Genomic DNA, 22,720 nt, shown 5'->3' on the forward strand with positions numbered 1-22,720 from the left:
TGGCTTTCTGAAACATGAGGGCAGGACCGCCGCCAATGCCCGGCAGCGGTCCCGCCAGCTAGAGCTATTTTACGCCCGCCGCTTCGGCGGCATCCAGGAAGGGCTTGCCCTTTTCGGCGGCGTTCTCCTTGTTGATGAGAACGGCCGGAACCATCGTGAAGGGCGGCACCACCTGGCCAGCCAGGTGCTTGGCGACATTCTGAACGGCCGTCCTGCCGATCTCGTAGGGCTGCTGGGCGGCTACGGCGGCGGCCGTCGATTTCGGGTCCATGACCATCTTGATCACTTCCGGACTGCCGTCGATGCCGTAAGTCCTCACCTCCGTGCGACCAGCCGCCTCGGCCGCCTGCGATGCGCCGATCTGCGGCACATCCCAGCAGGCCCATACCGCCTTGACCGAGTCCTTTTCCGGCATCTTGGTGAGCATGTCGGTGACGTCCGAATAAGCCTTCTGGACCGTGTTCGGAATCACATCGCGCAATTCCGGCTCGATGATCTTGACCTCCGGAAACGAGGTTAGGACATATTTGAGCTGATCGTAGCGGATCTTGCAGACAGGCACGCTGTAGAAGCCGTTGAACACGAGCACATTGCCCTTGCCGCCCATGTCTGCGACCATCTGCAGGGCGATCTCGGCACCGATATTATAGTTGTTCGATGTCGTGTTGTTCAAAGCATGCGGCGTGACCGTGTCGACCGTGAACAGCGGAATGCCGGCTTCCTTGATCTTCTGCAGCCAGGGATTGAGAACCTCGATATTGCCGAGCACCTCGACCACGGCATCGGGCTTCTGCGCCAGAAGCGTCTGGAGGTGGGCAATCTGCTGCTGGTCTTTGCGGCCGGCGTCCAGCGCAATGGCTTCGCCGCCCAGCTTCTGGATTTCCTCAGTGATGCCCTTGAAGGCCATCAGATCCCAATAGTGATCCGTACCGACAATCGACACACCGATCTTCTTGCCCTTGAGCGAGAGCTCATCCGCCCGGGCATCACCTGTCGTGTAGGCGGCGCACAACAAGGCACATGCGGCAACTGCCATTTTCAGCATGTTTCCGCTTCGCCCAAACAACTCCTCCATCGGATCTTCCTCCCATTTTGCAGTTTCATATCCCCCTTCGGGGCGGCTTGCCGCGCTCTTTTCGCGCGGCAATTCGATGCGCGGATCATGCCGCGGCAGTTGTCTCCTTGCGACCATAGCCAGCCGCAGCAATGCGGTTGATGACATTCTGGATTTCGTCTTCCGCCAGAAGCGGCACCTTTCCGAGCTGAAGACAGCCATGATACTGGCGCGCCAGCGTCTCGACCTCGACGGCAAGCCACATGGCCTTGTCCAGCGTCCTGCCGCAGGCAATGAGCCCATGGTGCTGGAGAAGACAGGCAAGCCGCCCTTCCAGCGCCTTGACCGCATTGGCGGACAGCTCGGCGGTGCCGAAGGTTGCGTAGGGCGCGCAGCGGATGGTGCTGCCGCCCGCGACCACGATCATATAGTGAAGGGGCGGAATGTCGTGACCCATGATTGCGATCGTCGTGCAGTAAAGCGGATGAGCATGCACAACGGCATTCACATCCGGGCGCGCCTTCTGGATGTCGAGATGGAAGCGCCATTCGCTCGACGGTCCGAGCGGTCCCTCCCAACTTCCGTCCCAGCGCATGAAGACGATGTCTTCCGGCTTCAGCGACTTGTAGGGAACGCTGGTCGGCGTCAGCAGAATGCCCTCACCATGGCGCACACTGATATTGCCGGATGTGCCCTGGTTGATCCCCACCGCATTCATCTCGATGCAGGCGTCTATGATCGATTGTCTCTTCTGACGTTCGTCTTTGTCCATCAGTTTCAGCTTCTCCATGTCGGGATCACCACGCGGTATATCCGCCGTCGATCGATAGGATGGATCCGGTGATGTATGATGACGCGGCCGATGCCAGGAACACGGCGGCAGCGGCGATTTCCGACGGCTCGCCGCAACGGCCCATCGGCGTCATGTCGAGCCACACATTGAACAGCTCGGGCCGCTCACGCATCTTGAGCGTCATGTCGGTGCCGACATAGCCGGGCGCCAACGCGTTCACGCGCACGCCGGACTTGGCCCATTCGGCGGCGAGCGCCTTGGTCAGTTGATGGACGGCACCCTTGCTTGCCATGTAGGACGGGGCCGTCTGTGGGCGGTTGACGATGATGCCCGACATCGATCCGAGATTGACGATGCTGCCCTTGCCGCGCGCAATCATGTGACGACCAAAGGCCCGACAGCACCAGAATGTGCCGTTCACATTCACATCCATGACGAGGCGCCATTCGTCGTCTGGCGTTTCGAGACCGCCGTTCAGGCGGGCGATACCGGCGCTGTTGACGAGGACGTCGGCGGCGCCGAACTGCTCGAACAACCGGTCTGCCATCGCCGTCACCGCCGCGGACTGGGTGACGTCCAGCCGTTCGGCCGCACCTACGGCGATGCCTGCGGCGCGCAGGGCGCTTGCAGCCCTGGCGAGACTCTCTTCGTTCTGATCGAGAAGAATGATGGTCGAACCGCAGGCGGCCAAGGCGCGCGCCGTCTCAAGCCCAATGCCGCTTGCACCGCCGGTCACAACCGAAACGGTATCCGTCATATCGAGCAGGTCGCGATAGCCCACGCAGTCCTCCCATGTCCTGTTACGGCAGAGGCTGCCTTGCGCGGAACAGGTGATTGCCTACCGTCTCTTGCGGCGTTGGCGCTACGAATATCTGATCATAACCATATTGTCAATCTGGTTATGATCAGAAAGATGTCTTGAGCAATTGGCCGGCGGGAGAATGCCCTACCGCCATGTGAATGCGGGCCAGCGATGAATTGTACACTGCCTCATAGTATTCGAGCGGCATTCCCTCAGTATCATAGGCGAGCGACTCGATAGCGATGAGCGGCGTGTGCGCCGATATGCCCATGCGATCAACCTGCTCCGGCGTCGGAAGAGCCGCCGTCAACCAGCGGTCGGCACGCGACAGGGTAATGCCATAAATCTCCCGGAGCGTTTGAAAGACGGACATGTTTTCGCCAAGGCGGGTTTCGAGCCCCGGCACCCGGTGGCCGGGAAGCGAAATGTGGGTCATGGTGATCGGAACATTGTCGGACATGTAGACCCGCCCGATGCGCACGACATCGCCTTCCGGCGGGAGCCCGAATATGCGGCGCTCCTTCTCCGATGGTTTCGCACGTACGAATTCGAAAGTCCTGGTCGAGACCTTGTGGCCCTTGGCGGTCAGATCTCCGAACACGCCGAGATTGGTGGCCATGAAGTCGACATGCTCGCGCGGCGGAGCGACGAACATGCCCTTTCTCGGCATCTTGATGATCCGGCCATCCACCGACAGGGCACCCAGAGCGGCGCGCACAACAGGCTTGGAGACACCGAATATCTCGCAGAAGGCCTGCTCGGAAGGTATCCGCGAATTCGCCGCAAGAACCCCCTTGTTCATCGCGTCCTCTATTCGATTGCGCAGTTGCACCCATAGCGGGGCCACGTCCTCGCGCTCGAGAGTGGTCTTGGCGCCGAGTTTCCGGAAGGCGGCCGCGGCTTTGGCATCCTCCGCATCATATCGGGGCCTTCCGCGCCCTCGCGATTTGGCTTTTGTCACGGCACTCCTTCCCACAGGCTTCTCCATCAACAGATTATTGGTTATAAGTAGAAATGCAAGGGCGCCCTGTCGGAACAGCGCGCGTGAAGTGGCGAAGATGACCGACGTCTATATTGTTGCAGCCAAACGATCTCCGATCGGAAAATTGAACGGCTCCCTCTCCGGCCTCCCGGCAGCGATGATCGGCAGCCAGGTGATTGCAGGCATGCTCGATGACGCGGCCCTCGATCCCGGCGCCGTGTCGGAAGTCATCCTCGGGCAGGTCCTGACGGGTGGAGCCGGACAGAACCCTGCCCGTCAGGCCGCACTTCGTGCCGGACTGCCGGTCACCACGCCGGCCCTGACCGTGAATCAGGTCTGCGGCGCAGGTCAAAGGTCCATACATCTCGCCGCGCAAGCCATCCAGTGCGGTGACGCGGAAATCATCGTGGCCGGCGGCCAGGACAGCATGACCGAGGCTCCTCACCTCGTTTATGGCGTCCGCCGGGGTTGTCGCATGGGAGAGCAGACGGTGCGGGACTCCATGCTTGTCGATGGCCTGACCGATGCCTTCCACGACGTGCATATGGGGGCGACGGTGGAGCGCCTCGTCCAACGCTATCAGATCACCCGCGACTCCCAGGACCGCTTTGCCTTGCATTCCCAGCAAAAAGCCCAAGCAGCGCAAGGAGCCGCAATCTTCGATGCGGAGATAGTCCCGATCACAGTGAAGCTGCGCTCCGGAGAAGCCATCATCGCCCGTGACGAGCATCCGCAGGCAGATGCATCGCTCGAACGCCTTAGCCGTCTCAAACCGGCTTTCGCATCTGACGGCACCATTACGGCAGGCAACTCGTCCGGCCTCAATGACGGCGCCGCCGCGGTGCTTGTCGTGGCGGAGGGAGCGCTGCAGCGACACGGCCTCACGCCGCTCGCGCGCATCGCGGCCTACGCATCGGGCGCGGTCGAGCCCATGGACATGGGGCTTGGTCCGGTCGCCGCCAGTCGCAGAGTCCTCGCAAAAGCCGGATGGAGAGCGGATGATCTTGATCTGCTCGAGATCAACGAAGCCTTTGCGGCCCAGGCGATCATCGTCAACCGCGAGATGGGGTGGGACAGCGCGCGCATCAATGTGAATGGCGGCGCCATCGCGCTTGGTCATCCCCTGGCCGGCTCAGGATGCCGTATCGTCGTCACGCTGATACACGAGATGGTCAGGCGGAACGTCAGGAAGGGGCTCGCTTCACTCTGCATCGGCGGGGGACAAGGGGTTGCCATCTGTCTCGAGCGATAGCGCGGCGCGACCTTTCAGGCCTGTCTCCGCGTGGCAATGCTTGCCGCCGGCGCCGCTTCCAAACGCCTCAAGCTTCGGCCGGCGGCTGCTCCTTGGCGGCAACCTTGCGGCGCAGCTTGCGGCCAAGACGCGCTTTGGCCTCCTGGGTCGCCTCGCCATTCTGCGCCGGCGGCTCCGCGGGCTCGGCATCCGGCTCTGCCTGCTCTTCCTCAGCCTCCGGCACAACCTCGTCGGCCGCGATATCCTGGGCCAGACTCTCCTCGGTCACCGGTTCGTCCTTGGCTGCCATATTATCCGCGGGCTCATCCGTTGCCGCCCGCGCCGCGGCACGCGGCGCCATCGGGGCGATGCCCGGCAAAGGCGGCGCCGGCACAGCGGGATCCGATTTGACGAGATCGCTTGACTCGGCGGGCGGGGGTGGCGGCGGTACTTTCAGGGCGCGATCGAACACCGGCGGCGTCAAAGGCGGCAACAGCACGACCGGACGTTTTGCCGTCTTTGCGTCGTCGGGCAAGGGTGGCGGCGCCGCGGGGGGACCTTTCATGCCGTCCGGTTGCCTGACTGCCACAGGCTCCTTCGCTGCCATGGGCTCCTTCGCGACCTTGAGGTCTTTCGCGACAATCGGCTCGGCCAGCGGCCGCTTGACCGGCGCGGGCCTTTCTTCCTCGACGGGCACAGGTACGGGCTCGCGCACATTGGACGTGCCTGCCATGCGCTCCCACAGCGTGTCGATGGCGGTCTTGTGCTTGGCGGCGCCGATCGGCACGCCGCTCAGGACGTCGACGACCTGCTTCGCCGTCATCGGCTCGCCAATGAAATAGCCCTGGCCGAAATCGCAAGCGAGCGCTCCCACCCGGTCGACGTCTTCCTGCGACTGGATGCCTTCCGCCACGACCGCCAGACCGAGGTCGTGAGCGAGCAGAATGATCGATTCGAGAATGAGCGCCGCCTTGGCATCATCGACATCCGCCTCGATGAAGCTGCGGTCGACCTTCAGCGTGTCGAAGGGCAGGCGGCGCAGATTGGACAGGGACGAATAGCCGGTGCCGAAATCATCGCAGGCGAGGCCGATGCCCATCTGCTTCAGCCGGTCAAGAATCTGGATCACCAGCTCCGGATTCTCCATCACGACCGATTCCGTGACTTCGAGCTTCAGCGTGTCGCGCACCAGCCCCTCACGGGTGAGCAGCGACTTCACATCATCCAGCAGATCGGCGGCGAGGAACTGGCTGGAGGAGACATTGACGGCGACGAAGAGCGGATCATGCGGGCGGAAGGCGCGCTGCCATATGCCAAGCTGCCGTCCAGCCTCGTTGAGCACATGCCGGCCGATGTCCTTGATGATGCCGGTGGTCTCGGCAACCGCGATGAAGCTTTCGGGCGCGAGCAGACCCAGGCTTTTGTGGCGCCAGCGCACCAGCGCCTCGAATCCCGCCAGCTCCATGTCGGCGATCCGGGCGATCGGCTGATAGAGCACTTCGATCTCGTTGCGCTCGAGCGCGCGGCGCAGCTCCGCTTCCAGTACCACGAGCTCATTGCGGTCATCGCGCATCGCCTGGCGGAAGAATTCGACCGTGTCCTTGCCGCGCCGCTTGGCTTCATAGAGCGCCACCGCCGCATCCTTGACCAGGCCCTCGGCCGTGAGGCTGCCTTCGCGCAGCGCCGAAACACCGATGCTGGCGGTAAGGAATATCTCCTGCGGGCGCATATTCACCGGCTTCGAGACCGTGGCACGCACCTTGTCGGTGAAGGGCAGGATGTCGCGCTTCGGCCGGTCGCCATGGAAGAGAATGGCGAACTGGTCACCCGGCATGCGCGCCACGGTGTCGTGCTCGCTGGCTATGGCCGCCAGCCTGCGCCCGACGATCTTGAGCAGCCCGTCCCCCGTCTCGTGACCGAGCCCGTCATTCACCGCCTTGAAGCGATCGAGATCGATGAGCATGAGATAGAGATTGTTGACCGGCGCACGGCCCGAGGCGCTGATCTCGCGCTCGATACGATCGAGAAGAAGTGCCCGGTTGGGCAGGCCGGTGACGCGGTCATGCACCGCGTCGCTCAACAGCTGGTCCTGGGCACGGCGCGTCGCGGTGATGTCGCTCAAGGTGCCGATGCAGCGGGCGGCGCGTTGCTCGGGCCCCGGAATGGCACGTGCCCTGAGCAGGAACCAGCGGTAGGTGCCGTCGCCGCGACGCAGGCGGAATTCCTGGCTGAAGCCGCCCTGGCCGCGCCGCTCGGCCTCTTCGACGGCGGCAAGATAGGCGCTGCGGTCGGCGGGATGGACGAGATCGATCCAGGCTTCCGGCGCATTGTCCTTCAGGCTGCCGCGGCGCAGCCCGAGTGTCTTCTCGATATCCTCGCCGACATGGAGATGGTTCGCCTCAACCTGCCAGTCCCATACGCATTGCTGCGAGGCGGCCAGCGCCAAAGCGCGCCTGGCATCCTCGGCGAAGAAGCGCTGGGCGAGAAAACCCTGGGCGAAGGCGAACTGCGCCAAGGCAAAGCCCATGGTGAGCAGGACGAGCAGCAACCCGGCGGAAAGCCCGAGCTTGGCCATGCTGTCGGCGGCCGGCGTCAACGCCGCAATGGCGGCGAGCAGCGTCCAGACCACGATCATCGCCCAGGACAGGAGCGAGACGCGGGCGCGCGCCGCACCTTCGCGCCACATGGCGAAAACGACAAAGAAACCGGCGAACGCCACGATGGCGAAGCCGATGCGGGCAATTCCCGAGGCGCGCGCCGGCTCGAACCAGCCATAGACCGGAAGGGCCAGCAGCAGGGCCGCGGTCAGCAGCAATATGTTGCCGGCGATCGGCCGGCGCTTGCGCAGGTCGGCAAAGGATACCAGGCACAGGATGAGACCGATCAGCATCAGACATTCGACCACCGCGCGGATTTCCGGACCGAGCTCGAAATTGTCGGGCAAGAGGTCGTTGATCTGCGGCAGGTAACCGGATTCGAGCGCCAGAAAGGCGATCGCCGACCAGATGAAGACCGACGCGAAGGGGAAGACGGCAAGGGTGCGTACCGCATAGAGCGAGATGGCGATGATGCCGAGCAGCATCGCGATGCCCAATATCACGCCGCGATAAAAGCCGCTCTGCTCGGCCTTGGCGTCGAAGGCGATCCGCTGCCACAGCCCGATCTCATCGAGGCCGGTGCGGGTCAGCTCCATGGCGACCGTCACCTTGCCTCTGGGCTCGATGCGCAGCGCAAAGGCATCCGCATTGACGACCCGCAAAGGCGCGATCGTGGCGGCACCCGCGCCAATGACATTCTGGATGCGCGAGCCCAGGGGCTTCGGCCACAGCACGCCCGATCCGGCAAAACCCTGATGCGGGGTCGCCACCACGACATCGCGCGCCGCGGCACCACTGTTGGTCAAGGTCACCACGATCCAGCGGTGAACGGCCTCCGGCCCCTTGGCCTGGAGCTCCATGAGGATGCCGTCCGCTTCCTCGGACGTCTTGATCGTCACCTCCCTCTTGTCGGTATCGACCGACAGCAGATAAGGCAGGATATCGATACCGGCGCCGTCAAAGGCCACATCCACGGTCTTGTCCTGCGCGCTGGCGACCACGGCGAGGAAGAGCGCCATGAACAGGGCTATGGATATGCGCAAAAGCGCCATTCGACCGGCCTCAAATCCGATAAATGCGAATCAATTCCTTGGCAAACGCGACCGCCCAATATGACAAGTTTGGCGCGTTTTATCTATCGTCGGCAAGACGGCCAAAAAGCAGGTGATCCTCCCAGCGCCCGTTGATCTTGAGATAGCGCCGCGCCAGCCCTTCCTGGCGGAACCCGCATTTCGTCAGTAGTCTGATCGACGCCTGATTGACGGGAATGCAGGCCGCTTCGAGCCGGTGCAGGTGCAAATGGCCGAAAGCGAAGGGAAGCAGGGCGGTCAGCGCCGCGGTCATGTGGCCCTGGCGCACGAAGGGACTGCCGATCCAGTAGCCGACCGAACCCGCCTGGGCGACGCCGCGGCGGATATTCGACAGCGTGATGGCGCCCATCAGCACGTCATCGGCCGCATGATAGACGAAGAAGGGATAGGCGCTGTCGCTCTCGATGTCTCGGATATAGCGCTTCACCCGGGCGCGGAAGGCGGTGCGGGTCAGATCGTCCTGCGGCCAGGCCGGCTCCCAGGGGGTGAGAAAGGCCCGGCTTTCGAGGCGCAGCGCCGCCCAGCCCTCATAATCGGCCATCTCAGGCACGCGCAGCTCGACCGCTCCGTGGGACAGGAGGGGCGGCAGATCGCGGGCGAAGGGGCTGCGCAGGAAAACCATGGACGCCCTCTCAGGTGAATTGGGCTTTGATCTTGGCGTAGGGCGTGAGCGTCGAAAGCTGGCCGACGGCGCTCAAGGCCGGGGACTGCCCCCTGAACAGGGACGCCGCCAGGCCGGCGACATGATCGGCGGTTACCGCATCGATCTTGGCGACCAGGGTCTCCATGGCCGGCACCTCGCCAAAAGCCAGGAACTGGCGGGCGATCTGGTCGGCCCGGCCAGCGGCGCTTTCAAGGCTCATCACCAAGCTCGCCTTGAGCTGCGCCTTGGCGCGCGCCACCTCGATCTCGGTGACGCTGCTCGCCGTCGAAAGCATGACATCGGCCGTCACATCGACCAGCTCCGGCGTGTCATCGGGCGATGTCGCGGCATAGACGCCGAACTGTCCGGCATCCTCGTAAGCCGAGGCAAAGGAGAAGACGCTGTAGCAAAGGCCGCGCTTCTCACGCACTTCCTGGAACAGGCGCGAGGACATGCCGCCGCCCAGAAGGCTCGACAGGACCTGCAGCCGGTAGATCTCGGGATTGCGATAGCCGGGTGCTGCAAAGGACAGCACCATGTGGGTCTGGTCGAGCGGCTTCTGGGCAAGCTCGGTATGCGAGACGAAATCGGGGCGGTTGCGGCCGGGCGGGGTGCCGGAGCTCAGATTCCCTAAGAGCTTCTCGGCTTCCCGGCGCAAGGCCTGATGCTCGATATTGCCGGCCGCCGCCACCACCATGCGCGACGCCCAGTAATTGCGGTTGCGCCAGGCGAGGATCTCGTCGCGCGATACTTTGGCAATGAGATCATGGATGCCGAGGATGGGCCGGCCGAGCGGATGCGTGCCGAAGGCAGCACTTTGGGCCAGATCGAAGACCAGATCGTCCGGCGTGTCGCCGGCAGCGGCGATCTCCTGCAGGATGACATGGCGCTCGCGCTCTAGCTCGTCGGCGTCGAAGACCGATTCCGTCAGGATGTCGGCCAGAATGTCGAGCGCCTGCGGCCAGTCGTTCTTGAGGACGCGGGCGTAATAGGTGGTGGTCTCCATGCCGGTCGAGGCGTTGATCTCGCCGCCGGCGGATTCGATCTCCTCGGCTATGGCCTGGGCGGTGCGCCGCCTGGTGCCCTTGAAGGCCATGTGCTCGAGGAAATGCGCAATGCCGTTCTCTTCCGGCAATTCATCGCGGGAACCCGCCTTCACCCATATGCCGAGCGCCACCGTCTCGAGATGCGGCATGCTGTGGGTGACGACATGAAGCCCGTTATCCAGACGCGAGATTTCAACGCTCATGTCGTGACTAACTCAACCCTTGACCCGTTCGCGGATGAAGGCCTTGACCGCCTCGGCGTCGTTGTCCAGGACACTCACCCTCTCCTCGGCCATCATGAGGGGTGCAAGGCGCGGCGGCAAGCCCGGTCTTACATTGGCCGCCTCGGCGACCGCGTCCGGAAATTTGGCGGGATGGGCCGTCGCCAGGGTGATCATGGGGCCGGAATAGCCCCTTTCCTGACGCGCCACCTTGTAGCCGACGGCTGTGTGGGGATCGAGCAATTCGCCCGTCTCGGCGAGGGTACGGGCGATCACGCCTGCGGTTTCCGCCATGTCGGAAGTGCCCGAGGTGAATTCCGACCGGATCGCCGCCAGCGGGCCTGCCTCGATGGTAAAGGCACCCGACTGGGAGAGACCCGCCATCAGGCCGCGCACGGCGCCCGCATCGCGGCCATAGGCCTCGAACAGCAGACGCTCGAAATTGCTCGACACCTGGATGTCCATGGAGGGCGAGGAGCTCGGCTTGACGCCCCTGACCTCATAGCGGCCGGTCTTCAGCGTGCGGTCGAGAATGTCGTTCTCATTGGTCGCGATGACGAGCCGGCCGATCGGGGCGCCCAGCCGCTTCGCCACCAGGCCTGCAAAGATATCGCCGAAATTGCCAGTGGGGACGGTAAAATTGGCGGGGCGGCCGGCGGAAGCGAGCGCCAGGGCGGCAGCCAAATAGTAGACGATCTGCGCCATGATGCGCGCCCAGTTGATCGAATTGACCCCGGCAAGCGCCACCTCGTCGCGGAAGGCGTGGTCATTGAACAGCACCTTCAGGATCGCCTGGCAATCATCGAAGGTCCCGCGCAAGGCGATATTGTGCACTTGCGGCGAGAGCACCGTCGTCATCTGGCGGCGCTGCACCTCGCTGACCTTGCCCTGCGGATGCAGGATGAAGATCGAGGTGTTGCGGCTCGATTTGAAGGCCTCGATAGCGGCTCCGCCCGTATCGCCCGAGGTCGCGCCGACGATCGTCGCGCGCCGGCTGCGGCGGGCAAGCGCCCAGTCCATCACGCGGGCCAGGAACTGCATCGCCACGTCCTTGAAGGCGAGCGTCGGTCCATGGAAGAGCTCGAGCAGCCACTGATCGGCATCGAGCTGCTTGAGCGGCGTCACCGCCTTGTGGCCGAAGCTTGCATAGGCGTCGGAGATCATGGCCTTGAGATCGTCATGCGGCACCGCCTCGCCGGTGAATTTCGCCATGACCGCAAAGGCCAGATCGGCATAGGGCTTGCCGCTGAGGGCCACCAGCTCCGCCGTCGAAAAGCGCGGCCATTGCGCCGGAACATAGAGACCCCCGTCGCGGGCGAGGCCGGTCAGCAGCACATCCTCGAAATCGAGCTCCGGGGCTTCGCCACGGGTGGAAACATAACGCAAAGCGGGGAATTCCTTATATGGGGGCGGGCACCTTAGCGTGCTTCAGGGTGAAGGGGAATCACGACCGGTCCGGTCATGCCGCGTCCTTGCGGACCGTCTGGCGGATCAGGAAACCGGCCATGACGACCAGAACGGCGGCGAGAGAAAACCAGGTCAGGGCATATTGCAGATGGTTATTGGTGAGAGATGAATCAACGGTCACCGGTGCCGGCAAAGTCTTGGCCCCGGCGCCCGGCTGGACATGGAGCACGAAGGGGGCCACCCGGGCATCGGGCGCCACATCGGCATAGGCCAGCATCGCGGGAATGTCCCACCAGTACCAGATATTGCCGTCCGGATCGTTGTCCGGCGTGAAAGGACCGCGGCCACCGACATGGCGGCGCACGATGCCGTTGACCTGGACCTCTCCCGGAGGCTGGCTGTCGGGCCGCTTCGCCGGATCCTTCAGGGGCTCGGGAACGAAGCCACGATCGACAAGGACGACAATGCCGTCGGCGCTGGCGAGCGGCGTCACCACCTCGAAGCCCGGCACGCCCCCTTCCGTGGTCAGCATGAAGGCTTCGGCCTTGTGCTGGAATATGCCGTCAGTCTCGACCTTGAGGAACTCAACGGAATGGTCGGCATCGAATTCCTTGAGCGCCTGATCGAGCGGCACCGGTGCCGCGGCAACCCTCAGGTCGCGCTCGGCGATCAAGGCTTCCTTCCAGGCCAATCGCTGCAACTGCCAGACGCCGAGGCCGACAAGCACGGCAACGCCCAGGATGGCGGCGAGCAGTATCTGCCAGACCCTGCCGCTCATCAGTGATTGAGCCGGCCTTCGCTCGCCTTCGTCTTCCACTGCTGGCACAGCAGCACGCCCTTCGCCGGACGCAGAAGAAGCAAAGGAAGAAGAACGATGACCGGAATGGCGATCAGCAAATGAACCCAAAAGGGCGGCGAATAGGCCACCTCGATGCCGAGGATCGATCCCACACCGAAGATGCAGACAAAGAGCATGACGAACCATGCCGCGCCGTCACCGGAATCGGCGAAATCGAAGGACAGGCCGCAGGAGCTGCAGCTTTTCGCGACGCTGAGATAGCCCTGGAACAATCGGCCGCGGCCGCAGCGCGGGCATCTGCCGGAAAGGCCGGTCTTGATCGGCGAAAGATTGGGATAATAGGGCTCGGTCATGTCTGGGCTTTCCGCCGGCTCCCTCTCACCCTGCCCTCTCCCCGCGGGGGAGAGGGTATGGTCGCGTATCAATGCTCGACGAGTTGGACGCCGGCTGAGCCCCACACATAGATGCAGGCGAACAGGAACAGCCAGACGACGTCGACGAAATGCCAGTACCAGGCCGCTGCCTCGAAACCGAAATGCTTCTCGGGACGGAAGTGGCCTTTCAGGGCGCGGAACAGGCAGACGATCAGGAACAAGGTGCCGATGATGACATGGAAGCCATGGAAGCCGGTCGCCATGAAGAAGGTCGAGCCATAGATATTGCCGCCATTGTCGCGATTGAAGGCGAAAGCGGCATGGGCATATTCATAGGCCTGGACCGCGGTGAACAGGAGGCCGAGACCGATGGTCAGCGCCAGGCCCCATTTCAGCCCCTTGCGGTCGTTGTTGAGCAGCGCGTGATGCGCCCAGGTGACCGTGGTGCCCGAGGTCAGCAGGATCAGCGTATTGATGAGCGGCAGATGCCAGGGATCGAAGACGTCGATGCCTTTGGGCGGCCAGACGCCCGAAGTCGCATCGACGCGCGAGGGCTGCATGACGTCACCCGCGAACAGGCTCGCATCGAAGAAGGCCCAGAACCAGGCGACGAAGAACATGACCTCGGAGGCGATGAACAGAAGCATGCCGTAGCGCAGATGCAGCGAGACGACATCGGTGTGATCGCCCTTGTGGCTCTCCTTCACGATATCGCGCCACCACATGAACATGGTGTAGAGGACACCGAGGAGACCGACCACCATGACGGCCCATGTCGATCCATGCATCCACATCACCGCGCCGACGGCCATGATGAAGGCCGCGGCGGCGCCGACCGCCGGCCATGGGCTCGGGTCTACCAGATGGTAGTCGTGGTTCTTTGCGTGTGCGTCGGCCATGTCCCCTGCTCCTCGGTCGGTCAGTTCAGATTGGTTTCGGTTGATGTCTTCCCGCTCGACGAGACGCTGTCCGGCTTGTCGACGGGATAGAAGGTGTAGGACAGCGTGATGGTCAGCACCTTGTCCATGCCGTGATCGTCCATGATCGCCGGGTCGATGAAGAAGGACACCGGCATCTCGACGGACTGGCCCGGCTTCAGCGTCTGCTCGGTGAAGCAGAAGCATTCGATCTTGTTGAAATAGGCGCCGGCTGTGTCGGGCGCCACGTTGAACACGGCGCTGCCGGTTATGGTGTGATCGGAGGTGTTGGTGGCGCGATAATAGGCGAAGTTCTCCGCCCCGACCTTCACATCGAGCGAACGCTGCACCGGCTCGAAGATCCAGGGCAGGCTCGGCGCCGTATTGGCATCGAAGCGGATCGTCATGTGGCGCTCGGCGGTCTTCTCGGGCGCGGCTTCAGCGCGCTGGGTGGTGCCGCCGAAGCCCGTGACCTGGCAGAAGATGCGATAGAGCGGCACCGATGCGTAAGCGAGGCCGACCATCGAGGCAACGAGCAGCGCCGACAGGATCGCCACCTTGCGGTTCTTGGCTGAATCGGGGGTCACCGGCCGGCGCTGCATGTCAGAGGTTCCGCAGGGCCACGTCGCCGCCCAGGCGCACGACGGTGGTCACGAAAAACAGCACCACGAGGCCGGCCAGCACCAGCGCCAGCGCGACCGAGCGCTTGCGGCGGCGGCTCATGTCCTCGGGCGAAAACGGCTTCTGGCTCATGGCGCGGCTCATCCTATGACCGGCGCGAAGGGGGCGACGCCGGCGATGCGCTCGGCGATGATGAGCGCAAAAATGACGAAGAGATAGAGGATCGAGAAACCGAACAGACGCTTGCAGGCGCGCCGCGCCGGATCGCCGTCGCGCAGCCTGTAGACATCGACGGCATGCCAGATGAAAGCGACGCCGAGCAGCGCCGTGACGATGGTGTAGAGCAGCCCGGTGGTGCCGAGAAGCGACGGCAGGAAAGTGGTGGGCACCAGGATGAGGCTGTAGAGCAGGATCTGCCGGCGCGTTTCCTGCTGGCCGGCGACATTGGGCAGCATCGGCACGCCGGCGCGGGCATAGTCGCCCTCGCGGAACAGCGCCAGCGCCCAGAAATGCGGCGGTGTCCACATGAAGATGATGAGGAAGAGCGCGATCGAGGCAAGCGTCACGGAACCGGTCGCCGCGGCCCAGCCGATCATCGGCGGAAAGGCGCCGGCGGCGCCGCCGATCACGATGTTCTGCGGCGTCGAGCGCTTCAGCCACATCGTATAGATGACGGCATAGAAGAAGATCGTGAAGGCGAGCAGTGCCGCAGCCACGAGATTGACGAGAAGACCGAGGATCAGCACCGAGCCTATGGCGAGAGCGACGCCGAAGCCGAGCGCCTCGCCCGGCAGGATGGCGCCGCGCGGCACCGGCCGGTTGGCGGTGCGCGCCATGACCGCATCGATGTCGGCGTCATACCACATATTGAGCGCGCCCGACGCACCGGCGCCGACCGCGATGGCGAGCAGCGCCACCAGCGCCAGCCAGGGATGGAGATCGCCCGACGCCGCGACCAGGCCCGCGAGAGCCGTGAAGATGACGAGCGACATCACCCTGGGCTTGAGCAGGGTCCAATAGTCCTTCACTGTGCCCTGGCCACCAAGAGCGACGGCGCTGCCCGTGTCGGAGATATCGGCGTGAGTATCGCTCATTCCTGTCCTTCAATCGGACAAGGCCGCCAGATTTGGGCGGCCTCGCCTTGCCTTACCGGATGACCGGCAGCGTGTTGAACTGGTGGAAGGGCGGCGGCGACGACAAGGTCCATTCGAGCGTCGTGGCGCCGGCACCCCATGGGTTGTCACCCGCCTTCTGCTTCCTCGCAAAGGCCTGGAACACGCCATAGAGGAAGATCAGCACCGAGAAGGCCGAGATGTAGGAGCCGATCGAGGACACCATGTTCCAGCCGGCATAGACTTCCGGATAGTCGATGTAGCGGCGCGGCATGCCGGCAAGGCCCAGGAAGTGCTGCGGAAAGAAGATCAGGTTCACGCCGATGAACTGGATCCAGAAATGCGCCTTGCCGATCGCTTCCGAATACATGTAGCCGGTGATCTTCGGGAACCAGTAGTACCAGGCGCCGAAGATGGCAAACACCGCGCCCAGCGACAGCACGTAGTGGAAATGCGCCACCACGTAATAGGTGTCGTGCAGCGAGCGGTCGGCGCCGGCATTGGCGAGGACCACGCCGGTAACGCCGCCGACGGTGAACAGGAAGATGAAGCCGATCGCCCACAGCATGGGGGTGCGGAACTCGATCGAGCCGCCCCACATGGTGGCGATCCAGGAGAAGATCTTGACCCCGGTCGGCACCGCGATGATCATCGTGGCGGCGACGAAATAGGCCTGCGTGTCGGCGTCCATGCCGACCGTGTACATGTGATGCGCCCACACGACGAAGCCGACGACGCCGATCGCCACCATGGCATAGGCCATGCCGAGATAGCCGAAGACGGGCTTCCGCGAGAAGGTCGATACGATCTGGCTGACGATGCCGAAGCCCGGAAGAATGAGGATGTAGACTTCCGGATGGCCGAAGAACCAGAACAGGTGCTGGAACAGCACCGGGTCGCCGCCCTTCGACGCCACGAAGAAGCTGGTGCCGAAATTGCGGTCGGTGAGCAGCATGGTGATGGCGCCGGCGAGAACCGGCAGCGACAGCAGCAGCAGGAACACCGTCACCAGGATCGACCAGACGAACAGCGGCATCTTGTGCAGTGTCATGCCGGGGGCGCGCATGTTGAAGATCGTGGTGATGAAGTTGATGGCGCCCAGGATGGATGAGGCACCTGCGATATGGATCGACAGGATGGCGAAGTCCATCGCGGGTCCCGGCTGCCCGGTCGTCGATAGCGGCGGATAGATCGTCCAGCCGCCGCCGACGCCATGGGCGCCGGCCGGGCCTTCGACGAACATCGAGATGAGCAGCAGGCCGAGCGCCGGCGGCAGGAGCCAGAAGGAGATGTTGTTCATGCGCGGGAAGGCCATGTCGGGCGCGCCGATCATCAGCGGCACGAACCAGTTGCCATAGCCGCCGATCATCGCCGGCATGACCATGAAGAAGATCATCAGCAGGCCGTGCGCGGTGACGAACACGTTGAACATGTGCTTGCCGGCGTCGATCGACGCATCGGCCTCGCCGCCATAGACCATCGCGGCAAGCCCGTGGAATATCTGGATGCCGGGCTCGGCGAGCTCGATGCGCATCATGATCGAAAGAATGCCGCCGATGATGCCGGCGAAGATCGCGAACCACAGATACATCGTGCCGATGTCCTTGTGGTTCGTCGAATAGACGTAACGGCGCCAGCCGGTGGGATGGCCGTGATCGTCATGAGCGGTTGCGGCATGTGCCATGTTGGTAAACCTCTAAAATCCTGTCCCCGTCGCCGGGTTCCCCTTATTTCTGCGCGACCTGGCCTTGGGCCTTGAGCCGCGCCATCAAAAAGCTGCGCGCCTCGTCGGCTCCGGCGGTCTTGATCTTCTCGGCCCAGGCGTCGAAATCGGCCTGCGACACGACATGGACCTCGATCGGCATGAAAGCGTGGTCCTTGCCGCACAGCTCCGAGCACTGGCCGTAATAGACGCCTTCCTTGGTGGCCTGGAACCAGTCCTCGTTGAGGCGGCCGGGAATGGCGTCGATCTTCATGCCGAAGGCCGGGATGGTCCAGGCATGGATGATGCCTTCCGGATCCGACGTCACATGCAGGCGCACCACCTTGTTGACCGGCACGACGACGGGAACATCGGTCGACAGCAGCCAGGTGTCGTTGGCCTCGAGCTTGTCCTTGGGCTTGAGATAGGCGGTGAACGAAACCTTCGCCGAGCCATCGTCATTGGTGCCGAGATCGGGATACTCGTAGGTCCAGTTCCAGGACGGATTGCCGATGACCTTGATGGTCATGTCGCCCTGGGGCACGTCGCGCTGCAGGTAAAGCAGGCGGAAGGACGGGATGGCGATGACGACCAGGATGATGATCGGGATCACCGTCCACAGGACCTCGACCAGCGTGTTGTGCGTGGTCTTGGACGGAACCGGGTTGGCCTTGGCGTTGAACTTCACCATCACATAGATGAGGAGCCCAAGGACGAAGAGCGTGATGATCGTGATGATCGGCAGCAGCAGGTAGTTGTGGAACCAGTGGATATATTCAGCGACCGGCGTCACGCCCGGCTGCAGGCCCATCTGCCAGGGCACCGCATGGCCGTCCGCCTCGGCCGCCCCGGCCGCGCCAGCGCCCAGTGCCATCGCCACTGCCGCGCCGGCCCAAAGTTTCTCAAATCTCATTCCCGCCTCTTTCCTCATGCCTTGCTGCTCCGCACAAAAGTTCTGCGAAGTGCCCAGCCTGCCATGTTCTGGAACCAATTGTGAACCACATTCGCCAAGCCGCCGCAACCTAACCCGGCGCGGCAAAACGTCATTGCAGGGGAAGCCTTTACCGCAACCGGAATTCCGCCTCATTTTTTACGAACAAACGCGACCTGGCGCCGCTTTCACGATTGTCTTGCAAGCCTGAGAGCGCTAAGAGCCGCCCCGCGAATCGAGATAAAACAAGGATAGCCCCGTGCCAACCTTCTCCAAACATCTGCTGAGCTGGCCCGTTCTGACGGTGGCCGCCCTCCTTGCAGCTGCGCCGGCGCTGGCCCAGCAAGACCAGGCGCCTGCCAAGAATAATTTCGGCCCGCGCAACACGCAGGGTCAGGGGCAAGGCAAGGCTCAGCCGGGCCAGGCGGGTCCCCGGGCGCAGCAGCCGGCAGCGGAAGTCGTCGCCACGCATGGCGACTGGAAGATCCAGTGCGGCCAGGAGCCCAAGCCCGGCGCCGACGGCCAGACCGAGAAGCAGTGCGTCATGGTCCTGACATCGCGCAGCGAGAAGAACGCCAAGGTCAGCCTCACCACGCTCTTCGCGCGCGCCAAGCAGAACGGCAAGGATGTCACGATGATGCGCATCCTGGCGCCGATCGGCGTCTATCTGCCGACCGGGGTCGCCATGGAGGTCGATGGCGGCGCCATCGGTCGCGTTCCCTTCATGCGCTGCGCGCCGCAGGTCTGCGTCGCCTTCGGCGAAACGGGCGACCAGACTCTCGACAAGTTCCGCAAAGGCACGGCCGCCAATTTCATCATCTACGAGGCGCCCGGCATCGGCATGCCGATCAAGATCTCGCTCAATGGTTTCTCCGCCGCCTTCGCGGCGCTGGGCAAGCTCTGATCCGCATATGATCCGATGATCTCGCTGCTCGACAAGGCAGGAGTCGACCGGGCGCAGGCTTCTTCCATCCTCGATTCGGCGCTCAAGGACGCCGATGACGGCGAGCTTTTCATCGAGCAGCGCCTGAGCGAGCAGGCCGTTTTCGACGACGGACGGCTCAAATCGGCAAGCTTCGATGAGGCGCAGGGCTTCGGCTTGCGCGCGGTGAGCGGCGAGACCCAGGGCTACTCCCATTCGACCGAGCTGTCGGCTGCGGCGATGAAACGGGCAGCGGATATCTGCCGCACCATCATTTCGACAGCTGGCGCCGGCATCACCGAAGCCCCGGCACGCACCAACCGCCAGCTCTATGTGGCGCAGAACCCTTCCGATCATTTCGCTTTCGCCGACAAGGTGGCGCTGCTGCGGCAGGTCGACGACTTTGCCCGCAAGGCCGATCCGCGCATCCGCCAGGTGAGCATCTCGCTGTCCGGCGACTGGCAGGAGATCGAGATCCTGCGGGCGGGCGGCGAAATCTACCGCGACAGCCGGCCCCTGGTGCGCTTCCATGTCAGCGTCATGGCGAGCGACGGCACCGAGCGGGCCAGCGGGTCCTTCGGTTTCGGCGGACGCGGGCTCTATGGCGACTATGTGAGCGAGACGAAGTGGCAGGACGCGGTCCGCGAGGCAGTGCGCCAGTCGCTTGTCGGGCTCGAGGCGAAGCCCGCACCCGCTGGCGAGATGGATGTCGTGCTGGGCCCGGGCTGGCCCGGCATCCTGCTGCATGAAGCCATCGGCCACGGGCTCGAGGGGGATTTCAACCGCAAGAAGACGAGCGCCTTTGCCGGGCTGATGGGCGAGCGCATCGCCGCCCCCGGCATCACCGTCGTCGATGACGGGACCGTGGCGCGCGCCAGGGGATCGCTGGCCATCGATGACGAAGGCACGCCTTCTTCCGCGACGACGCTGATCGAGGACGGCGTTCTCGTCGGCTATATGCAGGATCGCCTCAATGCGAGGCTCATGGGCATGAGGCCGACCGGCAACGGCCGGCGCCAGTCCTTCGCCCACAGCCCGATGCCGCGCATGACCAACACCTATATGCTCAATGGCGACAAGCATCCGGACGAAATCCTGCGCTCGGTGAAGCGCGGCCTCTTCGCCAAGTCCTTCGGCGGCGGCCAGGTCGACATCACGTCCGGCAAATTCGTGTTCTCCTGCACCGAGGCCTATCTGATCGAGGACGGCAGGGTCACCATGCCGGTCAAGGGCGCCACCATCATCGGCAATGGCGCCGATGCGCTGAAGCGCATCTCGATGGTCGGCAACGACATGGCGCTCGACCCCGGCATCGGCACCTGCGGCAAGCAAGGCCAGGGCGTGCCCGTCTGCGTCGGCCAGCCCAGCCTCAGGCTCGACCGCATCACGGTCGGCGGCACCGCGGCCTGATCAGCAGCATTTAGGCTGCATCATTGATCGGCGTCAGATGAAAGCCCAACGCCTTCAACACGGCGAGGGTCGTCTCAAGTGTTGGATTCCCGTTCTCGCTCAAAGCCGTATAAAGATGCTCGCGAGCCAAGCCGGTATCGCGGGCGATCTTGGTCATGCCTTTGGCACGCGCTACGGTTCCAAGGGCGGTGGCTATAAATTTTGCGTCGCCTGTCTTCCACGCCTCAGTGAGATAGATTTCGATGGTCTCATCGTCCGTAAGCGCGTCGGCGGGGTCAAAGTCATAGAACTTTTCAGCCATTGTCATCACTCCAATCGGCGGCGAGCCTCTTCGCCGTGCGGATATCCTTGTCTTGCGTGCTTTTGTCGCCTCCGCAGAGCAACAACACGATAACGACCCCTCGCCTCTGAAAGTAAACACGATAGCCGGGGCCGTGATGAATTCGCAGCTCGCTGATACCGTCGCCGACGGGCGCCACGTCTCCAGCATTCCCGTCCTCCAACCTTTGGAGGCGCATAGCAATCAGCGCTCGTGCTCGCTTATCCCTAAGCTTGGAAAACCACTTCCTGAACGTGGCTGATTGCTTGATTTCGATCATGGATAACTGTAAGGTAAAACTTACAATTGTCAAGGGACCTATCAACGCACCTGGCAGTGTGCTCGCAGTTCTGCGACGGCCCGCAAGAGCCGATCGGCATTGCGCGGGCTCCGCATGAGATAACAGCTTTCTTCATATGATGCGAAATCTTCATGCGACAACAGCACGACAGATGGCTTGCCGGATTCGCACGTGACGATTACCGGCCGACGATCTTTGGTCACGCCGTCTAGGATCGCCGCCAAATTCCTGCGTAACCCGTGAAAGGATATCGGCTTCATTTTCTTGCAGATCCTTCGATGCCGCCGCATATCTCAATCAAGCGATCGACCTCATCTTCCGTATTGTAGTAGTGCGGCGAGGCGCGGACCAAATCCGGCAAATGGCGGTTCTCGGCGTCGATGCGGGTGCTGGAGGGGCTCGATGCGCCAATGACGATGCCGGCCCCTTCCGCCTGGCTCACCACATTGCGGGCGTCGATGCCCTCGATCGTGAAGCTGACGATCGCTGACGGCGTGCGACCGAGGTCACGTATCGTGACGCCTGGTATGGAAGCGAGCCCCGTCCGCAGTCTCCCTGCCAGCAAGCGGCAGCGCGCTTCGATGGCCGGCAGGCCGATCGCCAGCGCATAATCTATCGCGGCGCCCATGCCGAGGCGCGCCGCATAGTTGTTCTCCCAGTTCTCGAAACGGCGCGCATCGGACCGCAATTCGTAGCGGTCACGCGCCACCCAGCTAGCCGAATAGAGATCGAGCATCGGCGGCTCCATCCGCTCGAGAAAGCCCCGCCTTACATAGAGAAAGCCGGTGCCGCGCGGCCCGCGCAGGAATTTGCGGCCGGTCGCCGACAGCATGTCGCAATCAAGCGCCTCCACATCGACAGGCATCTGGCCCACCGCCTGGCAGGCATCGAGCAGATAGGGAATGCCATGCGCCCGGGCGATCCGTCCGATGGCAGCCGCCGGATTGGTGAGGCCGCCATTGGTCGGCACCCAGGTGACGGCGATGAGCTTGACGCGCTCATCGATCATGCGTTCGAGGGCCGCGATATCGAGCTCGCCGGTCTCATCGCTCGGCACCACATCGATTCTCACGCCGGTGCGCTTCGCCACATGGAGGAAGGCAATATAGTTGGCGGCATATTCGGCTTCGGCGGTGAGAATGCGGTCGCCTTTCGCGAAGGGCAGCGAATAGAACGCCATCTGCCAGGCGACCGTCGCATTCTCGACCAGGGCAATCTCGTCACGCGACGCATTGAGAAGGCGCGCCACGGAATCATAGACCGCCTCGCAGCGCTCCTCCTCCCGCCGCGCTGCGGCATAGCCGCCGATCTCGGCCTCGAGGTCGATATGGGTCTTGAGCACATCGACCACCGGGCGCGGCATCAGCGCCGCCCCGGCATTGTGCATATAGACCCGCCTCGCCGTCGCCGGCGTGTCGGCCCTGATCCTTTCAATATCCATAACG

The 22,720-nt window shown here is 63.4% G+C and carries 23 protein-coding genes; 3 read left to right on the top strand and 20 right to left on the bottom strand.

What is annotated here, in order from left to right; all coding sequences use genetic code 11:
* Positions 1-64: 64 nt before the first annotated feature.
* The 4 genes from DT068_RS11310 to DT068_RS11325 form a co-directional block, all read right to left on the bottom strand.
* Positions 65-1,036, bottom strand: a complete 972-nt coding sequence (locus DT068_RS11310; RefSeq protein ID WP_368904671.1) for a sugar ABC transporter substrate-binding protein — start codon at positions 1,034-1,036, stop codon at positions 65-67.
* 124 nt (positions 1,037-1,160) lie between these two features.
* Complete coding sequence (locus DT068_RS11315) at positions 1,161-1,826, bottom strand: class II aldolase/adducin family protein (RefSeq protein ID WP_119390253.1); 666 nt, start codon at positions 1,824-1,826, stop codon at positions 1,161-1,163.
* Between the two features lie 25 nt (positions 1,827-1,851).
* Positions 1,852-2,628: an SDR family NAD(P)-dependent oxidoreductase gene (locus DT068_RS11320; RefSeq protein WP_438816427.1), complete on the bottom strand. Its 777-nt coding sequence runs from the start codon at positions 2,626-2,628 to the stop codon at positions 1,852-1,854.
* A 124-nt stretch (positions 2,629-2,752) separates the two neighbouring features.
* On the bottom strand, positions 2,753-3,610 hold the full coding sequence (locus tag DT068_RS11325; protein ID WP_368904672.1) for a GntR family transcriptional regulator: 858 nt from the start codon (positions 3,608-3,610) through the stop codon (positions 2,753-2,755).
* 97 nt (positions 3,611-3,707) lie between these two features.
* Here DT068_RS11325 and DT068_RS11330 point away from each other — a divergent pair, with 97 nt between their 5' ends.
* Complete coding sequence (locus DT068_RS11330; protein WP_119389946.1) at positions 3,708-4,883, top strand: acetyl-CoA C-acetyltransferase; 1,176 nt, start codon at positions 3,708-3,710, stop codon at positions 4,881-4,883.
* A gap of 67 nt (positions 4,884-4,950) precedes the next feature.
* On the opposite strand, the gene DT068_RS11335 is transcribed toward DT068_RS11330, so the two are convergent.
* From DT068_RS11335 to coxB, 12 genes are all read right to left on the bottom strand, one after another.
* Entirely contained in the window at positions 4,951-8,511 is a 3,561-nt protein-coding gene (locus DT068_RS11335) for an EAL domain-containing protein (protein ID WP_119389947.1), read from the bottom strand.
* A 79-nt stretch (positions 8,512-8,590) separates the two neighbouring features.
* A complete protein-coding gene (locus tag DT068_RS11340; protein WP_119389948.1) occupies positions 8,591-9,172 on the bottom strand; it encodes a GNAT family N-acetyltransferase in 582 nt (193 codons plus the stop codon).
* A gap of 10 nt (positions 9,173-9,182) precedes the next feature.
* Positions 9,183-10,442 (bottom strand): M16 family metallopeptidase, encoded by a 1,260-nt coding sequence (locus DT068_RS11345; protein ID WP_119389949.1) that lies wholly within the window; start codon positions 10,440-10,442, stop codon positions 9,183-9,185.
* Between the two features lie 12 nt (positions 10,443-10,454).
* Entirely contained in the window at positions 10,455-11,846 is a 1,392-nt protein-coding gene (thrC, locus tag DT068_RS11350) for a threonine synthase (protein WP_119389950.1), read from the bottom strand.
* Positions 11,847-11,919: 73 nt separating this feature from the next.
* On the bottom strand, positions 11,920-12,645 hold the full coding sequence (locus tag DT068_RS11355) for an SURF1 family protein (RefSeq protein WP_119389951.1): 726 nt from the start codon (positions 12,643-12,645) through the stop codon (positions 11,920-11,922).
* Positions 12,645-13,019 (bottom strand): DUF983 domain-containing protein, encoded by a 375-nt coding sequence (locus DT068_RS11360; protein ID WP_119389952.1) that lies wholly within the window; start codon positions 13,017-13,019, stop codon positions 12,645-12,647. The genes DT068_RS11355 and DT068_RS11360 overlap by 1 nt, the downstream gene beginning before the upstream one ends.
* Before the next feature lie 68 nt (positions 13,020-13,087).
* Complete coding sequence (locus DT068_RS11365; protein ID WP_119389953.1) at positions 13,088-13,939, bottom strand: cytochrome c oxidase subunit 3; 852 nt, start codon at positions 13,937-13,939, stop codon at positions 13,088-13,090.
* 20 nt (positions 13,940-13,959) lie between these two features.
* The gene (locus DT068_RS11370; RefSeq protein WP_119389954.1) at positions 13,960-14,559 is read right to left on the bottom strand and encodes a cytochrome c oxidase assembly protein; all 600 of its coding nucleotides are present in this window, start codon (positions 14,557-14,559) and stop codon (positions 13,960-13,962) included.
* A gap of 1 nt (position 14,560) precedes the next feature.
* The gene (locus DT068_RS27990) at positions 14,561-14,710 is read right to left on the bottom strand and encodes a cytochrome c oxidase system small membrane protein (RefSeq protein WP_162914128.1); all 150 of its coding nucleotides are present in this window, start codon (positions 14,708-14,710) and stop codon (positions 14,561-14,563) included.
* An 8-nt stretch (positions 14,711-14,718) separates the two neighbouring features.
* Positions 14,719-15,672, bottom strand: coding sequence for a heme o synthase (locus tag DT068_RS11375; RefSeq protein WP_119389955.1), 954 nt, complete (start codon positions 15,670-15,672; stop codon positions 14,719-14,721).
* 52 nt (positions 15,673-15,724) lie between these two features.
* Positions 15,725-17,374: a cytochrome c oxidase subunit I gene (gene ctaD / locus DT068_RS11380; protein ID WP_119389956.1), complete on the bottom strand. Its 1,650-nt coding sequence runs from the start codon at positions 17,372-17,374 to the stop codon at positions 15,725-15,727.
* Positions 17,375-17,417: 43 nt separating this feature from the next.
* On the bottom strand, positions 17,418-18,305 hold the full coding sequence (coxB, locus tag DT068_RS11385) for a cytochrome c oxidase subunit II (RefSeq protein WP_119389957.1): 888 nt from the start codon (positions 18,303-18,305) through the stop codon (positions 17,418-17,420).
* A gap of 277 nt (positions 18,306-18,582) precedes the next feature.
* Between coxB and DT068_RS11390 the strand changes: the two genes are divergently transcribed.
* Both DT068_RS11390 and tldD read left to right on the top strand, forming a co-directional pair.
* Positions 18,583-19,227, top strand: coding sequence for an invasion associated locus B family protein (locus tag DT068_RS11390; protein ID WP_119389958.1), 645 nt, complete (start codon positions 18,583-18,585; stop codon positions 19,225-19,227).
* A gap of 15 nt (positions 19,228-19,242) precedes the next feature.
* Positions 19,243-20,655, top strand: coding sequence for a metalloprotease TldD (tldD, locus tag DT068_RS11395; RefSeq protein ID WP_119389959.1), 1,413 nt, complete (start codon positions 19,243-19,245; stop codon positions 20,653-20,655).
* Positions 20,656-20,665: 10 nt separating this feature from the next.
* On the opposite strand, the gene DT068_RS11400 is transcribed toward tldD, so the two are convergent.
* The 4 genes from DT068_RS11400 to DT068_RS11415 are packed head-to-tail and all read right to left on the bottom strand — an operon-like array spanning position 20,666 to position 22,716.
* Positions 20,666-20,956 (bottom strand): addiction module antidote protein, encoded by a 291-nt coding sequence (locus DT068_RS11400; protein WP_119389960.1) that lies wholly within the window; start codon positions 20,954-20,956, stop codon positions 20,666-20,668.
* Positions 20,949-21,254, bottom strand: a complete 306-nt coding sequence (locus tag DT068_RS11405) for a type II toxin-antitoxin system RelE/ParE family toxin (RefSeq protein ID WP_119389961.1) — start codon at positions 21,252-21,254, stop codon at positions 20,949-20,951. The genes DT068_RS11400 and DT068_RS11405 overlap by 8 nt, the downstream gene beginning before the upstream one ends.
* 41 nt (positions 21,255-21,295) lie before the next feature.
* Positions 21,296-21,565 carry a type II toxin-antitoxin system Phd/YefM family antitoxin gene (locus tag DT068_RS11410; protein ID WP_368904673.1) on the bottom strand — a complete coding sequence of 90 codons (270 nt, stop codon included), beginning with the start codon at positions 21,563-21,565 and terminating at the stop codon, positions 21,296-21,298.
* Positions 21,532-22,716, bottom strand: coding sequence for an aminotransferase class V-fold PLP-dependent enzyme (locus tag DT068_RS11415; protein ID WP_119389963.1), 1,185 nt, complete (start codon positions 22,714-22,716; stop codon positions 21,532-21,534). The genes DT068_RS11410 and DT068_RS11415 overlap by 34 nt, the downstream gene beginning before the upstream one ends.
* Positions 22,717-22,720: the final 4 nt, after the last annotated feature.

This window comes from Taklimakanibacter lacteus (assembly GCA_003576695.1).
Taxonomy (GTDB): Bacteria; Pseudomonadota; Alphaproteobacteria; order Rhizobiales; family Aestuariivirgaceae; genus Taklimakanibacter; species Taklimakanibacter lacteus.

What these genes read in the sequence shown, in the direction of transcription:
- DT068_RS11310 (WP_368904671.1), bottom strand. Translation starts at nt 1,036, where the DNA reads ATGGCAGTTGCCGCATGTGCCTTGTTGTGCGCCGCCTACACGACAGGT.
- DT068_RS11315 (WP_119390253.1), bottom strand. Translation starts at nt 1,826, where the DNA reads ATGGACAAAGACGAACGTCAGAAGAGACAATCGATCATAGACGCCTGC.
- DT068_RS11330 (WP_119389946.1), top strand. Translation starts at nt 3,708, where the DNA reads ATGACCGACGTCTATATTGTTGCAGCCAAACGATCTCCGATCGGAAAA.
- DT068_RS11335 (WP_119389947.1), bottom strand. Translation starts at nt 8,511, where the DNA reads ATGGCGCTTTTGCGCATATCCATAGCCCTGTTCATGGCGCTCTTCCTC.
- DT068_RS11340 (WP_119389948.1), bottom strand. Translation starts at nt 9,172, where the DNA reads ATGGTTTTCCTGCGCAGCCCCTTCGCCCGCGATCTGCCGCCCCTCCTG.
- DT068_RS11345 (WP_119389949.1), bottom strand. Translation starts at nt 10,442, where the DNA reads ATGAGCGTTGAAATCTCGCGTCTGGATAACGGGCTTCATGTCGTCACC.
- DT068_RS11355 (WP_119389951.1), bottom strand. Translation starts at nt 12,645, where the DNA reads ATGAGCGGCAGGGTCTGGCAGATACTGCTCGCCGCCATCCTGGGCGTT.
- DT068_RS11360 (WP_119389952.1), bottom strand. Translation starts at nt 13,019, where the DNA reads ATGACCGAGCCCTATTATCCCAATCTTTCGCCGATCAAGACCGGCCTT.
- DT068_RS11365 (WP_119389953.1), bottom strand. Translation starts at nt 13,939, where the DNA reads ATGGCCGACGCACACGCAAAGAACCACGACTACCATCTGGTAGACCCG.
- DT068_RS11370 (WP_119389954.1), bottom strand. Translation starts at nt 14,559, where the DNA reads ATGCAGCGCCGGCCGGTGACCCCCGATTCAGCCAAGAACCGCAAGGTG.
- DT068_RS27990 (WP_162914128.1), bottom strand. Translation starts at nt 14,710, where the DNA reads ATGAGCCAGAAGCCGTTTTCGCCCGAGGACATGAGCCGCCGCCGCAAG.
- DT068_RS11375 (WP_119389955.1), bottom strand. Translation starts at nt 15,672, where the DNA reads ATGAGCGATACTCACGCCGATATCTCCGACACGGGCAGCGCCGTCGCT.
- ctaD (WP_119389956.1), bottom strand. Translation starts at nt 17,374, where the DNA reads ATGGCACATGCCGCAACCGCTCATGACGATCACGGCCATCCCACCGGC.
- coxB (WP_119389957.1), bottom strand. Translation starts at nt 18,305, where the DNA reads ATGAGATTTGAGAAACTTTGGGCCGGCGCGGCAGTGGCGATGGCACTG.
- tldD (WP_119389959.1), top strand. Translation starts at nt 19,243, where the DNA reads ATGATCTCGCTGCTCGACAAGGCAGGAGTCGACCGGGCGCAGGCTTCT.
- DT068_RS11400 (WP_119389960.1), bottom strand. Translation starts at nt 20,956, where the DNA reads ATGGCTGAAAAGTTCTATGACTTTGACCCCGCCGACGCGCTTACGGAC.
- DT068_RS11405 (WP_119389961.1), bottom strand. Translation starts at nt 21,254, where the DNA reads ATGATCGAAATCAAGCAATCAGCCACGTTCAGGAAGTGGTTTTCCAAG.
- DT068_RS11410 (WP_368904673.1), bottom strand. Translation starts at nt 21,565, where the DNA reads ATGCGGCGGCATCGAAGGATCTGCAAGAAAATGAAGCCGATATCCTTT.
- DT068_RS11415 (WP_119389963.1), bottom strand. Translation starts at nt 22,716, where the DNA reads ATGGATATTGAAAGGATCAGGGCCGACACGCCGGCGACGGCGAGGCGG.